Raw genomic sequence first — 13,860 nt, 5'->3', positions numbered from 1 at the left:
GCATGAAAGAGACCGCTATGATAAGATACACCGACCTGAACGAAAAATTCATAACCGACCGTTTTCCCGAACTTGCAGAACTTGTTTCAATAGAAACAGAGGGTTTTGATGAGTTTCTGCCCCATGTAGCGTTCGCAAATGTCTTCAACGGACTTGCAGTATCCTTCCTGAAACTTGAAAGCTACAGGCAGAGCGATACATTAAAGCGAATATTCGATATGTACGAAGAACTTGCTTCTCAAGGCGACGAAGATACCCGTGACCTTGTGCAGGTAACTCTGCTTGAATACCTCTGGGACGAAAGTATCACCTATGAACGTGCAAAGGAACTTATGGGGGAAAGCACACAAGAACTATGGGCGCAGATAGACTATCTGAAAGCCCCGTAAATAAATATAAATTTACCACAAGGAGGTATCACCATGACATTGCAGGAGATCATCAGCGATTCCAAAAGCGTAGTATTTTTCGGCGGCGCAGGAGTATCCACCGAAAGCGGCATACCCGATTTCCGTTCTGTGGACGGACTTTATAACCAGAAGTATGACTACCCTCCCGAGACTATCCTCAGCCACACATTTTTTATGGATAAAACGGAGGAGTTCTACAAATTCTACCGCGACAAGATGCTCTGCCTTACCGCCAAGCCCAACAAGGCTCACCTGAAACTTGCCGAGATGGAAAAAGCAGGCAAACTGACAGCGATAGTCACCCAGAATATCGACGGACTTCATCAGGCGGCAGGCAGTAAAAACGTTTATGAGCTCCACGGTTCGGTACTGAGAAATTACTGCATGAAGTGCCATAAGCCCTATCCTGTCGAGGATATCCTCAATGGCACAGGTGTACCGAAATGCACCTGCGGCGGCACTATCAAACCCGATGTGGTACTCTACGAAGAAGGTCTTGACAATGCAACAGTCGAAGGCGCCGTTGAAAGCATCTCCAGCGCCGACTGCCTTATCATCGCAGGAACTTCCCTGACGGTATACCCCGCGGCAGGCATGGTGAGGTACTTCCGCGGCAAGCACCTTGTGCTGATAAATCGCGACCCCACCCCCATGGACGATATGTGCGAACTGGTACTCCATGAAAAAGTCGGAGAAGTCCTGGACAAAATAGTTATCTGATATCCCAAAACCCGACTGCTGAAAACGGCAGTCGGGTTTTTACAAAATATAGGCTCTTATATAGTTGCCCCGCACTCATAGTGATCGGCATATTTTTTCACATATACCCTTTCAGGTATGATAATTCTGCCGTATGCTGTAAATACTACTTATTATACTTTATGCCGATATATTCAATGGGGTCTATCCAGCTGCCGTTCTTTTTCAGGGCAAAGTGCAGGTGCGAAAGTTCAGCGGCTTCACATTCGGCAGTATCGCCCACCGCACCTATGACCTCCCCCGCATTGACGCGGTCACCCTCGACTACGTTCATCGCCTTTGAAAGGCTGTAATAGTATCCCGTCACGCCGCTGCCGTGGTCGATGACTATGCAGTTGCCCCACAGAGGGTCTTCCCTTACCTCGATCACCGTACCCTTGTTCATGGCTTTTACGGGAGTTCCCACATCAGCCTTGATATCCACACCGTCATGTGTACGCCATACGCCGAGAGTGCTATCCTTTACCAGCTCACCCTCCGAGAACGGGTTGATAATATCACCGTTTACAGGCATAACATTAGGCTGAGTTTTGATATCATCCGATATCATGGAGGAAGTGTCATCTTTAAAATCAGAAGAACTGTCTTTTTTATCCGCCTGACTTTCTGCGGGCTTCTGTACACCCGATTTCTTGTTGTCCGCCTGTTCAGCCGCACGCGGAACATCCTGCACGATAGTGCTGTTCAGTTCCTCAACTGCTTTGTTGTAAGCGGCAGCACCTGCCCCCGCAAGAGCTATCAGACTAGCCCCAAGGGTTATGCATACACCTTTTGTGCCGAGCCTTTTTCCAAGCTTTGAATCTGTAAGAAAATTACCCATAGTTTTCCTTTCCCCGAACATCAAATTTCAGCCACGCCGTCGGTCTGCGAAGCCCTTTGACAGTATTGTGGACGGAAAAAGAAAAAATATACATCGAAAATAAAAAGACACTCCTGACGTTCATTCAACGCCGGAAGTGCCTTATAGTTTTTTATTATCACAGCTTCCGCAGACCCTTTACCGCCGCCGCAACAAGCAGCAGATCCTTGGTGTTTATAAGCCCGTCATTGTTCACATCCGCACGGCGCTCGGTACCAGGGTCGGGGAAAAGTCTTTTCTGCTTTATAAAGCTTGCGATCATTAAAACATCGCCTATCTCAACACGGCCGCTGCCGTTTATATCGCCGCGCTTATAAACCTCGGGTGTGTCCTCTTCATCGTCAAGCATTGCAGGGTCGATCTCGGCGCGGCTCATACGGAAATCTTCAAAGCTGTAACTCCTGCCGATATCGTGCATTTCGGGAGTTTCGCTGTATATATCCGTAACCGTCACCGAGAAAGTGCTTTCGCCCTCACGGAGTATATTTCCGTCAGCGTCGATTATCTTAGCACTAAGATCGTATATGTCCTTTACTTCACCCGCCGAGTGAAGCTCGCTCACAGTGCAGTCCCGATCTATCACCCATGTTGAACTCTTATCCACGTTCACGGATATATTTCCTTTTTCACCGCATAAAGCACCTGCCGATACACTTTCGGGAGTACCCCTGTATACCGAACTATCGGTAAGCAGTATATCCAGCTTGCTCAGGCTGTCGCAGAGCATTTGTCCGTAAAGCTCCTGCCCCTTGAGTATCAGACTGCACTCAGCACCGCCGCAGTCCTTTCGGCCCCAGCCCCAGCGGGTAGGGTCGGATACGCATTTCAGCAGATATCCGCCGCGGTCGCTTGAAAGCTTTGTGCCGTTGAGTATTATCTCGCTTTTGCAGTTTGTGGTGAATATCACATCACCGTGAGAAGCTATGCTCCCACCCTCTACATACAGTCTTGAAAGCTTGTCCTCAGCGCCGAATGGGCTGTTTCCGTAAAGCACAGCCGCCGCCGTCAGACCGTCCTCACTCTTTGTTATATCGGTGGAAAGATCACAGTTGTAAATATACATCATGCCGGGATTTGCGACCCTTACAGCTTCAGACTTCCCGCCTTTCAGCGAAGCTCCGCTTATGGCGATGACCGAATCTGATTCTGCCGCAGGAGAATCCTCTCCCCCCGAAGTGTAGCTGCCTCCGCTTATGACCATATTCCCGCTGCCTTTTTCAGCGTATATAGTGCTTGAAGCCGCCCCCGCCGAGTTTACTGTAAGATCCCAGCCGAATACCGAACCGTTCTTTCCCGACCTTACACCGCAGCAGCCGTCGGACTTGTTTGAAAGCTTCATATCCTGCAAATATACTCTGCCGCCGCTGACAGAAAAACTGCCGTCAGCATGGTCAACAGCTGTATTACCCGAAAACAGCGTTTCGGAAGAATCCATAACGTTTATAAGATCGAAATCTCTCCCCGAAGCACCTGTGTACGAAAGCTTGTTTGAATCCACCTTGATGCCCGTAACATCGTTCATCTCGATGCAGGTGCCCGGTGTTTTAAGGTTGTTGTTTGTAATTCGCACGCCCTCAACCTGATGGTCAAAATCCCTGCCACTGCCTGTTGCAATAAGCTTTCCGAAAAGCTGTATCCCCACAGGTGAAGGTCTTGTTTTTGTGACCTTTGCTGTTATGGTATTGTTTTTTATCACTGTGTTCAGATCGTTGTTGAGTTTCGGATCGCCGCTGTCAACAGGGTCGTAGTACCCTGCGTTACTGTCGGAAGGCGACATATTCCTCACAATTATACCGCTGCCCACATTGTTCATGTTATTTCCGCTGACGGTTATATTCTTGTAGCTCTGCATAAGTATAGCGCAGTCGGTTATATTATTGAATGTATTGTTCTCGATGATGAAATCCTTGTAGTATTTTCCCAGCGTTGCCGAATGTGAACCTATGCCGCGCATTACATTTCGGAAAGTGTTGCCGCGCACCACCACATTTTCGCAGGTGGCATCATCAAAGGGCTCAAATCCGCTGAATACATTTGCGTTGTTCATTATATCGAACTGTATGGCTTCCTTTATATACGTGCCGCGGTAGTCCGAAAAATCGCAGTCCGTTATCGTCACGTCCTTAACTCCGCCAAGTTCAAGATGATGTGCATTCAGGTTGCTTTTGAACGACACATTTTTCAGCATAAGATTATTCATATGCCCAAAACGCACATTGCAGAAATTCTGATAATTCGCCCCCACATTGCCGTCAAAGCATCCGCCCTCGATGATGATATTGCGGGCATCCCTGTAACCGCCAAGCTTCCGCGGCTGTGCATTTCTCAGCAGACAGCCCCCTGTCGATGCGGCTTTTTTCAGCACAGCGCCTTTCATGCTTATGTAAGTATTTGAGTACACGAAAAGCGTCTTATTTACCAGATAATTTCCTGCAGGTATCACAACTTTCACCTGAACAGTGTCGCTTGCATTATCCCTCGCATGATCCAGTGCCTTTTGCAGCTGAGAAGAAGTATTTTTTCTGCCCGTTTTGTCAGCACCGAAATTATCCACCGCATTGATTGTTATGACCTTTTTGTATTTGACACTTCTGAACCCCGTGACGTTCTTTGCACCTGTTATTTTATCATAGTTGTAAGCATACGCACGAACAGAAACTCCTGCCGCCGCCCCCGAAAGCAGAATAGCCGCCGCTGTAAGCAGCACAAGCGCTTTGTTCACGAATATTTTCATCATTATTACCGACTCCAAAACAAAATATAAATAATTTAGACAAAAATATTATATCACATCGTGAAGCAAAAGTAAACAGCCAACAACCCTGATGATCAATTTTCGGCATTTTATCATATTTACTAAAATATATGACATTTTCTGTATCTGCTGTAATTATTTATATTCCTTGCGCTCATCCTGCTGTAACCTGCGGACATGTTCTTTTGCATTCATCACAAGCATAAATGAAAATACAGCCATAAGTAAAAGAGGAACAGCTATCATCCACATCGGGAGTTTTGTACCGCCCGACATCAGCAAAAGTATAGCCACAGTGTATCCGCAGCACAGCATCTCCGAACCGAATAGTATCATGCCCCTGAGTATAGCCTGCTTTTTCTGTTTGTCGGTGTAATCCGCCACCATTGTCAGGGTCTCTTTCATATCCTTGTTCATGTCCTCACTCTTCCTTTCGCCGTTAAGCAGTTCACGGATATCGATATCGTAATAGTCAGCCAGTTCGATAATAATGCTGATATCCGGCATAGTTCTTCCGTTTTCCCATCTTGAAACAGACCTTGAAGAAACACCGAATACCTCGGCAAGATTCTCCTGCGAAAGTCCTTTCTCATTCCTCAGCTGTTTCAGAAATGCTCCGATCTTTACCTGATCCATATTGACCTCCTTTCTGTATGCAATTATATCATATCACCTGCCCGATGACCACGACAGAGAGTGAGAACCGCCGCATATCCGCCCCTGACAGATGTGTCATGTTAAAAATACGCCATGTTTACTGAAAATTATAGCACACAGCGTTCACCATGTCAATAAAAAAGCCATAGCATTTTCTGCTATGGCTTTTACTATTCGCTCTTATCTTCTGCCAGTTTTCTTGGCAGTACCCTTTGACTTGTTCTTGGGGCTTTTTTCAGCGTGTCTTCTCCACAGTACCCACAGTGTAGGTGCAATGCAGTTAGAAGAGTACACACCTGCCAGCATACCGATGATCAGCGGGAATGCGAAGCTGATTATGGAGCTTACACCGTATAAAGTGCAGACAACGCATACAACGGACATTGCCATAACAGTTGTAACGGTGGTGTGTATCGAACGTCCCAGAGTCTGGGTAACGGAGAGATTTACCAGTTCTTCAAGTTCAAGCTTGCTGCCCTTGAGATTCTGGTTCTCACGGATACGGTCGTAGATGATGATAGTCGCGTTGATGGAGTAGCCGAGGATTGTCAGCAGAACTGCCATGAAGTTCGCGTTGATATCAAATCTGCATATAACGAAGCAGCCGTAAACCATGCAAAGGTCGTGCAGCAGTGCTACAACGGAGAATACACCTGCGGAGATACCGCCGATCTTCTTGAAACGGAAACCGATGTAGATGATTGTAACGATAGCTGCAAATATTACAGCCACCAGACACTTCAGGAAGAAGTCCATACCGTTTGAAGCGTTAACGTCACTGGACTCAAAGAGAGCCAGTTCGTTATCAGCGAACTTTTCTTCCAGAGCACTCTGGAGTTCGTTCTGCTTAACTTCGTTGATGCCGCCTGTTGAGGACAGCTGTATCTTAACGGTAGTCTGCTTTGTAGCAGCGTTTTCACCCTTGGTAACGGTAGATTTCTGATCCAGCACTTCAGTTACAACGTCCTGAACGTCATCGGTGTTGATGTCGCCTGTGTAGCTGTAAGTCATGATAGTACCGCCCTTGAACATGATATCCACGTTAAGTCCCAGTACAAAAGTCAGTACGATGAACAGTGCGATAAGTGTGCAGGAGATGCAGTAGAATACCTTGCGGTGTCCTACAACGTCGAGATTTTTCTTTTCATTAGTCATTCTTATCAACACCTCCGTACAGCTTGCGCTTCTTGAATGCCTTGAACTTGGAAAGTGAAGAAAGCATCAGTCTTGAACAGAAAATACCGAAGAAGAAGTTCAGTATGATACCTACCAGCAGAGTGTAGCCCAGTGAGTAGATAGTACCCGCTGTGGATGCACCGAATGCCATGAACAGGGGCTTCAGCAGTGTGCCGAATACGCTGTCGGTAGGACCGAATGCGCCCATAAGTATTACTGCAACGAATACAACGGTGATGTTGCCGTCGAATACGGCAGCCCACGCACGCTTGTAACCAAGTTCGATAGCGCCGTTAAGGGTCTTGCCGTTATTAAGTTCTTCCTTGATACGCTCAGATACGATAACGTTAGCATCAACGCCCATACCGATAGCCAGTATAATACCTGCGATACCGGGTATAGTCAGTGTGAAGCTTTCCAGGTTGGGGAAGAAGCCGCTTATGCAGGCAAGAGAACCCGCAGCCTGACCCAGAAGAGCGATCGAAGCAACAAATCCGGGAAGTCTGTAAACGATGATCATATAGATCGCTACCATAATGAAAGCGATAACGCCTGCGATAGCCATTGCTCTCTTTGCACCCTCACCCAGTGTAGCCGAGATTATGTTGGTGCTTGTAGAACGAAGGTTGAAAGGCAGCGCACCTGCGTTGATCTTATCAGCCAGGTTCTTTGCAGACTCATAGGTAAAGTTACCCGAGATCTGACATTTACCGTCGAGTATAGGCTCATTTACACTGGGGGCAGATATATTATTATCGTCCATCCAGATAGATATCTGACCGCTGCCAGCCAGTTCAGTAGTTGCATCGGCAAAAGCCTGTTTACCCTTTTCATTCAGTTCGAGGGATACTACCCAGGAGACATTACCTGTATTCTCATCCTGATACTGACGTGCCTCAGCCTTTTTAACGTCATTACCTGTGAGCACAACGTTAGGATCTTCAAGATTTGCAGGCTGCTCTGTGCCCTTTGCAAACACCAGCTGAGCAGTATCACCGAGTTCTGAAATAGCCTCGGAGGGGTCAAAATTCTCCTCACCGGACTGCCATGGGAACGACACCATTATACGGTGCTTGGTGTAATCAGCATACACCTCACTGTCTGTGATATTCAGACCGACAAGTCTCTGCTCAATAGTAGCCTTTGCAGCATCCATGTCGTCCTTTGTTATTTCTTTTTCCGTTACTGCGTCCATTTCGTCGGTGGTTGTTTCCTGATCCCCATTCAACTCAGGCTCAAATGTAGCATTAACGCCGCCCTGGATATCGATACCCCAGCGTATCTCGTCAATGCCCTTGATGTAGCTGTGTCTGATATCGCCGTAATAATAGTGGATACCGGCATATGTCAGGTAAGCAAAACCGAGAATGAGGAGCAGTACGATGAAAAAGACGGGTTTTGTGATCTTTCGCACTAAAAGTCCTCCTATCAAAATTTACTATGCTTATAGCGAATGACATAAATCTTCCCACATATGCAGTTATCAGCTGCTAAGGGGAAATCATTAATATCTTTAACTATAACATAAGCACATTCACTTACATATTATATAACTTTTTAGGTGAAAAGTCAATAGTTTTTTGAGATTTCCGGCAGAAAACATTATCATTTTTATATGAATTTTTTATCCGCGGGCATATTGTACGCACCAAAACCGACTGACCTAACAAAAAAGCCGAGGCATTTCCTCGGCTTACAGATATTATGAATTTATTATGCAGGCTTGAATGTCTTATAGGTAGGAGTATCTGCGACCTCATAAGCGGGATCGGGATACTGACCGACAATCTCGTCGCCTGCAGCTCTATGCCACTGAACAGTGAACTCAGGATTTGCAACTGTCATATCGTCAGCAAACTGAACAGCTACTTCACCAGAACCTTCGCCATTTGTAGAAAGCTCATCTTCAGCAGACTGCTTAGCGGTAGCCTCAGAAGCAGAAGCGATCAGGCCCTGTGTCTCCTGATCAGCCAGGTACTCAGCAACTGCATTGTAAGCGGTCTTTGCATTACCATTAGCGGTCTTCAGTCTGGACTTCTTAACATAGCCCATCATGCTAGGAACGAGAATTGCTGCGAGCACGCCGATGATCGCAATAACTACTACCAGTTCAACCAGAGTGAAGCCCTTTTTGTTTGAATTTTTCATGTGAAAATCCCTCCATAATTTGATTAAAAATATTTTAGTACCGCGTTATGCGGATACTGCCGAAATTAATTGTTCGGGGCAACGAACTTTAGCATCGATCGATCGTTTGAAGCTTCATGTTGTTTTCGTTTCCCTTACTGTGTCTATATTATAACTCATGATCTTCGATTTGTCAATAGGTTTTTTGAAGTTTTTTTCAAAACATCTTAGTTTTGTCACCTTTCACAAATGCTACATATTTTAACTATTAAACTTATCCCGATTTGCATTATTTCGATGGCTTTGTTGCATATTACATAAGTATTGTCAACTGTTTTGAAACCTTTTCGCCGAATTGTATACTTCAACGCTTTACTTTATTAACAGAAGTTTTATAACAGACGAGTGCTTATTTCTGTATTCTTCACCCGAGCTAAAGCACAACGGCACTCCCGTCCATGCGGAAGTGCCTGTTATGTCAATCTGTTTCGATGACCTTATTACGCGATACGGCGTACCAGCCCACACCGAATATGAACCAGAACACAGGGCTCACGCAGACATAGCTGTCATTTACTATACCCACCAGCATGAATGCAATGACCGATACATAAGTACCTATCCTGAGATGCTTGAACCTGTCATCTATGGGGTGGAGTATAACTGTCTTCGCGCCCTTTACAAGGAATACGCCCAGAAGAGTCAGCAGTACCAGCAGTGATACCACGCCGGAATCCACTGCTACGCCAAGGTACCAGTTATGGGGCTTGTTTACCACCATGCCCGGAGTCTCGTATACTTCCAGCAGGCTGGCATAGTCGTACTGAGGGAACACCGTCACGAAGCTGCCGCTGCCCTTGCCGATAAGCAGGCAGTCATCAAGTATGGATATAGTAGCGCCCCAGATGTAGAATCTGCCTGAAAATGCGCTTAGATCTTTCTTGAAACACTCGGGACCCTTGTAGCTGTTGATAGTATCCTGTGTATACAAACCGTGTACAAAGGGCTTGAACTTATCGTCCTCGTATTTGAATGTGAGGTTCTTTGAGTATCCCAGATCGATGTAAAGCTTTTCCACAGATGCGTTCCAGCTGAACCTGCAGTTCTTGTATCTTTTATCTTTGAAGCAGCTGAAATCATTCTTGTCGGTGCTTGTTTTAAGAACGTTTCCCTCGGTATCGAGGAATTCCAGACCGTCATCACCATTTCGGGACACAGTTATGATGTTTCCGCTGAAGTCTTCCAGCGCAAGGTCATGACCCTCCTGTCTGATCTCTTTAAGGACATAATGTTTCTTTGCCATCTTTTTTCTGTATTCTTCAACAGTGATCTTGCTTGCCGAACCGTTGTTGACAACTGTATCAACGCGGGAGCGGAAATCATCGTTGTTCTTCATCATATAAGCAAATCCGCCAGCTAATAACACAGCCGCACAGACGAATCCTATCAGCGAGGGCAGCCTTTCTATTGTACCTCTGAACCAGTAGACAGCATATATTATAAAGAGTATAGCCGCACTTGCCGCAACGGAGTAAAGTCCGCCCGATGAGTTTGAAAGCATGGCGCATACCGCTATGCCTGCGGCTGATAGAAGACCGAGGGCCTTTCTCAGGATATTCTTGCTTCCCAGACCCAGTGCCAGTGTCAGCGGGAACATCAATCCGCAGAAACCGCCGAGATAGTTGGAGTTGAAGAAGGTTATATGCACGTTCTCGCTCTGAGATTTCAGTGTTGTGGCAAACTCATACTTTTCGGGGGGCGCGATAAAGTGCGCGAAGAAGTCATCCTCCTGCAGGGGATAACCCATGTACTCCATCAAGCCGAATACCGTGCAGGCAAAGGTTGTCAGTATCATCGCCCAGCTGAAAAATTCAAGAGACTTTGTATCGCAGAAATAGTTTATAGCCGCTAAGAATATTATCAGATATCCCAGCACGCCCAGCAGACCTTCATAATGCTTGACTACGCCCATCAGAACAAGTTCGTGATTTTTGGAGCATATACCCGAGATAATAAGCAGCAGTGCATAAATACCCACAAGTATTATCGGCAGCCGCATATTTTTATTTCTCAGCGGGATATCTTTCCACTGTTTTTCTACGAAGAATTCCTCAACGATGAATATCCCTATCAATACGAAAGCCCCGACCACCACAAAGAATTCTTTCTGAAAAAGGAACCAGTCGTTTATAGCGCCCGTATTGGAGGAAAAATACTTCTGGGTCAGCCTTGTAAGGGGCTGTTGATGCAGGTAGGTAACGTAGGGCAGTATCGCCGTAAACATACACATCATCATTGCAACAAAGTTCTTCCTGATGGGATAATTGCCCTTTATCGCGACTATAACGCTATTTTCCTTTTCATGCTTCTTATCCGCTTTTTTCTTTTTTTCTTTGACGGGTGCTTCTTCGGAACCTTTCTCAGTATACTCGTCGGTCACATCTTCAATGACTTCATCATCGTCGTCATCGTAATCGTAATCGTCGTAACCGCCCGATGCTTCTTTCAGTTCTTCAAGTTCCAGCCTGCGCATACGTTCATCACGCAGACGAAGTTTTTCCTTTTCTGACAAGCCTGATTCTTTCAGCGCATTTTTAAAAACCGCTTCATCGTGCCAGTCAAAATTAAAGTCCAGCAGATCTTCCCGCTTCATGTGGACCAACACCTCTCTAAAATAATCATACTTTATTATTATATCACACATTGTTTATATTTTCAATAGTGGTAAATACCGAAATCTCCCATTTAACACGGATAGACATATAGAGGTTTTGACACGATTCGGGCGGCAGCAAACCCGAGCCCAAAACAAACTACGCCGCGAATAGAGCTTTGGCTCAAGCCTTTCGCGAAAGGCTTGCGGGAGCGCGAGGGCAGAGCCCTCGCATCAAGGCGCAAAGCCAAAATGCACAGCGAACTATAAGAGCGAAACAAAATCCCGCCAACAAAAAGGCGCGGCAATGATCAAAATCATGAGCGTGGACAAAATCAACCGTCCACGCTCAAACTTTGTTCGTAAAATATTGCCGCGCCCGAAATCAACGGCGTCAGCTCGTTGATTTCTCGACCCATCAGGGGCGACCTGATACCGCAGTACAAAGGATAAAACGACCGCACTCTTGCAGTTAAGAAACAGATTCCTGTCTGAAATATAAATCGGTGGTTTGTAGGGCTGGTCGATGGTTTGGTTTCGGGACGTAACTTTGCGAGTTTTCGCCCCTCTCTCCGTTCGGGTCGAGAAATCGGATTCGCTTCGCTGTCCGATTTCAGGCGCGGCAATTTTTTACGCAGATAGTTTGAGCGTGGACGGTTGTTTGTCCACGCTCCGAGATTTTATTTCCGCGCCTTTTTTTGACATGGGCGGTTTGTTTGCTGTTCTATTTACAGCACTATTTTTACGTCGCTTTTGTGCCTTGACCGAGGGGCTCTGCCCCTAACAGTCAGCTTTGCTGACTGTGGCTCCCCGCAAGCCTGCTAGCGCGAGGCTTGACCGCGCGCTTTGTTTCGCGGCATAGTTTGTTTGATGCGCAGGTTTGTTGCCGCGAAATCGGAACTATTGCGAAAAGCTTGACCAAAAGCTCCTTTCCTTGGCATAACTTTTCACCACGTTGCAAAAAAAATCCCCGCGAAGCTCTCACACATTCGCGGGGTATACTATTATAAATATATAGCTATAAACTTACGACGGATCATTCTTCGTCGGTAGTTACCTCATCGGGATCCTTTGTCATTGTCCAGCTGTAATCAACCTTGACCTTGTCGCTGTACTGCTCAAGCAGCCAGAACTGTGAAGTTTCCTCGTTTAAAACATATACTCTGCTGTTATCAAAGGTTATTGCCGCTACCATGACCAGTTCACGCTCGCCGTCAGAACTGTCAAACACTTCAAATACATAGCACTCTGTGCCATCTATCTGCTGCTCGCCGAGATATCCGTAAAATCTCTTATCGCTATCTGCCTTGGGAAAATTCTTATCTATTGACTTTATCACACGGTCGAATGATCTCTCTGCCTTCGCAGGTATCTCAGCAAATGTCTCATGTGCTGTAACTGTAAGACCATCTGTTGTCATCGCATCGGAAGTGATATCCTCTCCATCGGTAGATATCATAATGTCAACATCATTTGCTGCCGCGCTCTTCTTGTTCTCTTCTATAAATGAACTCTTTGTGCAGCCTGCAAGGGCAAGTGCGAAGCATACAGCTGCAAGAACTATCTTTCTTTTCATACTCTTATATATCCTCCGTTCGGGAAAAAGCACTATCAAAACCTATCTTATGGATAATGCTGCCGACAAACTCAGTCGTTCGATCATACTAACTTTTATTCTGTATGAGGAATTATAACACACTCTTAAATAGTTGTAAAGAGTTAAGGCGGCATCGCGAACAAAATTCCCCGTTATGAACAATACCGACAAAAGCAGGAATTGGTTTTTGTACATTTGCACAATGCAGACATTACCGTGTAGTATAGTTTACACAAGACATCTCTCTGCTTACAGTTTATAAGACCTTAGTACCATTTTTCAAAGTATTCCGTGTATGAAAAAATGCGAGCTGTGTGCCCGCATATGCAAGGTATGCCGATGCTATTGCTTTTTTATCGGAGGTCGGTTATAATGTAATCAAGATAAGCGCTTATCAAGTAAAAAAGGAGGCGGTGCAGAATGAAAGTCAGGCTGCTTGTAAGAGAGGAAAGATACGCCGAGATATACAAACAGCTGTCTGCGGCGGGTATCGAGATAGATGATACAGCCGACCTTATTCTCAGCGAAAACAATGTCTGCGTAAAATACCTTATCGGCAGACAAGGCGATGATATTTTCAGGCTTGATGTCAGAGAGATAACACATATAGAAAGTTTCGCCCATGATATCATAGCATACAGCGGAGGTGCGGAGTACAAACTGACAGAACGTCTGCGGCGGCTGGAGGAGATACTTGATCCCGGGGAATTCATAAGAGTGAGCAATTCGGCGATAGTGGCAGTACACCATATAAAAAGCATACGTCCTGCCATTTCGCAGAAATATCTGCTGACCCTCACCGATGGCAGCAAAGTCGATGTAACAAGGACATACTATTACATATTCAAGGAATTCCTGGGCATTTAA

Annotated in this window: 11 protein-coding genes; 3 read left to right on the top strand and 8 right to left on the bottom strand. The window is 45.9% G+C overall.

Annotation, left to right across the window (positions count from 1 at the left end; translation table 11 throughout):
* Positions 1-2 precede the first annotated feature (2 nt).
* Together N773_RS0115000 and N773_RS0114995 are read left to right on the top strand one after the other, a co-directional pair.
* Complete coding sequence (locus N773_RS0115000) at positions 3-389, top strand: DUF7674 family protein (protein WP_196231649.1); 387 nt, start codon at positions 3-5, stop codon at positions 387-389.
* A gap of 33 nt (positions 390-422) precedes the next feature.
* Positions 423-1,130 (top strand): NAD-dependent protein deacylase, encoded by a 708-nt coding sequence (locus tag N773_RS0114995; RefSeq protein ID WP_024858555.1) that lies wholly within the window; start codon positions 423-425, stop codon positions 1,128-1,130.
* A 145-nt stretch (positions 1,131-1,275) separates the two neighbouring features.
* Here the strand turns inward: N773_RS0114995 and N773_RS0114990 are convergent, their stop codons facing one another.
* From N773_RS0114990 to N773_RS0114955, 8 genes are all read right to left on the bottom strand, one after another.
* Positions 1,276-1,989 (bottom strand): M23 family metallopeptidase, encoded by a 714-nt coding sequence (locus N773_RS0114990; RefSeq protein ID WP_024858554.1) that lies wholly within the window; start codon positions 1,987-1,989, stop codon positions 1,276-1,278.
* Positions 1,990-2,146: 157 nt separating this feature from the next.
* Positions 2,147-4,765 (bottom strand): glycosyl hydrolase family 28-related protein, encoded by a 2,619-nt coding sequence (locus N773_RS0114985; protein ID WP_024858553.1) that lies wholly within the window; start codon positions 4,763-4,765, stop codon positions 2,147-2,149.
* Positions 4,766-4,918: 153 nt separating this feature from the next.
* On the bottom strand, positions 4,919-5,419 hold the full coding sequence (locus tag N773_RS0114980; protein WP_024858552.1) for a helix-turn-helix domain-containing protein: 501 nt from the start codon (positions 5,417-5,419) through the stop codon (positions 4,919-4,921).
* Positions 5,420-5,620: 201 nt separating this feature from the next.
* Positions 5,621-6,595, bottom strand: coding sequence for a protein translocase subunit SecF (secF, locus tag N773_RS0114975; protein WP_024858551.1), 975 nt, complete (start codon positions 6,593-6,595; stop codon positions 5,621-5,623).
* Positions 6,588-8,030, bottom strand: a complete 1,443-nt coding sequence (locus N773_RS0114970; protein ID WP_024858550.1) for a preprotein translocase subunit SecD — start codon at positions 8,028-8,030, stop codon at positions 6,588-6,590. Before N773_RS0114970 ends, secF begins: the two co-directional genes overlap by 8 nt.
* A gap of 299 nt (positions 8,031-8,329) precedes the next feature.
* On the bottom strand, positions 8,330-8,764 hold the full coding sequence (locus N773_RS0114965) for a prepilin-type N-terminal cleavage/methylation domain-containing protein (protein WP_024858549.1): 435 nt from the start codon (positions 8,762-8,764) through the stop codon (positions 8,330-8,332).
* A gap of 457 nt (positions 8,765-9,221) precedes the next feature.
* The gene (locus N773_RS0114960) at positions 9,222-11,396 is read right to left on the bottom strand and encodes an O-antigen ligase family protein (RefSeq protein WP_024858548.1); all 2,175 of its coding nucleotides are present in this window, start codon (positions 11,394-11,396) and stop codon (positions 9,222-9,224) included.
* 1,036 nt (positions 11,397-12,432) lie between these two features.
* Positions 12,433-12,972, bottom strand: coding sequence for a hypothetical protein (locus N773_RS0114955; RefSeq protein WP_024858547.1), 540 nt, complete (start codon positions 12,970-12,972; stop codon positions 12,433-12,435).
* Between the two features lie 441 nt (positions 12,973-13,413).
* Here N773_RS0114955 and N773_RS0114950 point away from each other — a divergent pair, with 441 nt between their 5' ends.
* Positions 13,414-13,860 carry a LytTR family DNA-binding domain-containing protein gene (locus N773_RS0114950; RefSeq protein ID WP_024858546.1) on the top strand — a complete coding sequence of 149 codons (447 nt, stop codon included), beginning with the start codon at positions 13,414-13,416 and terminating at the stop codon, positions 13,858-13,860.

Source organism: Ruminococcus albus AD2013, from assembly GCF_000526775.1.
Taxonomy (GTDB): Bacteria; Bacillota; Clostridia; order Oscillospirales; family Ruminococcaceae; genus Hominimerdicola; species Hominimerdicola alba_A.
This window is presented reverse-complemented; position numbering and strand designations above follow the sequence as displayed.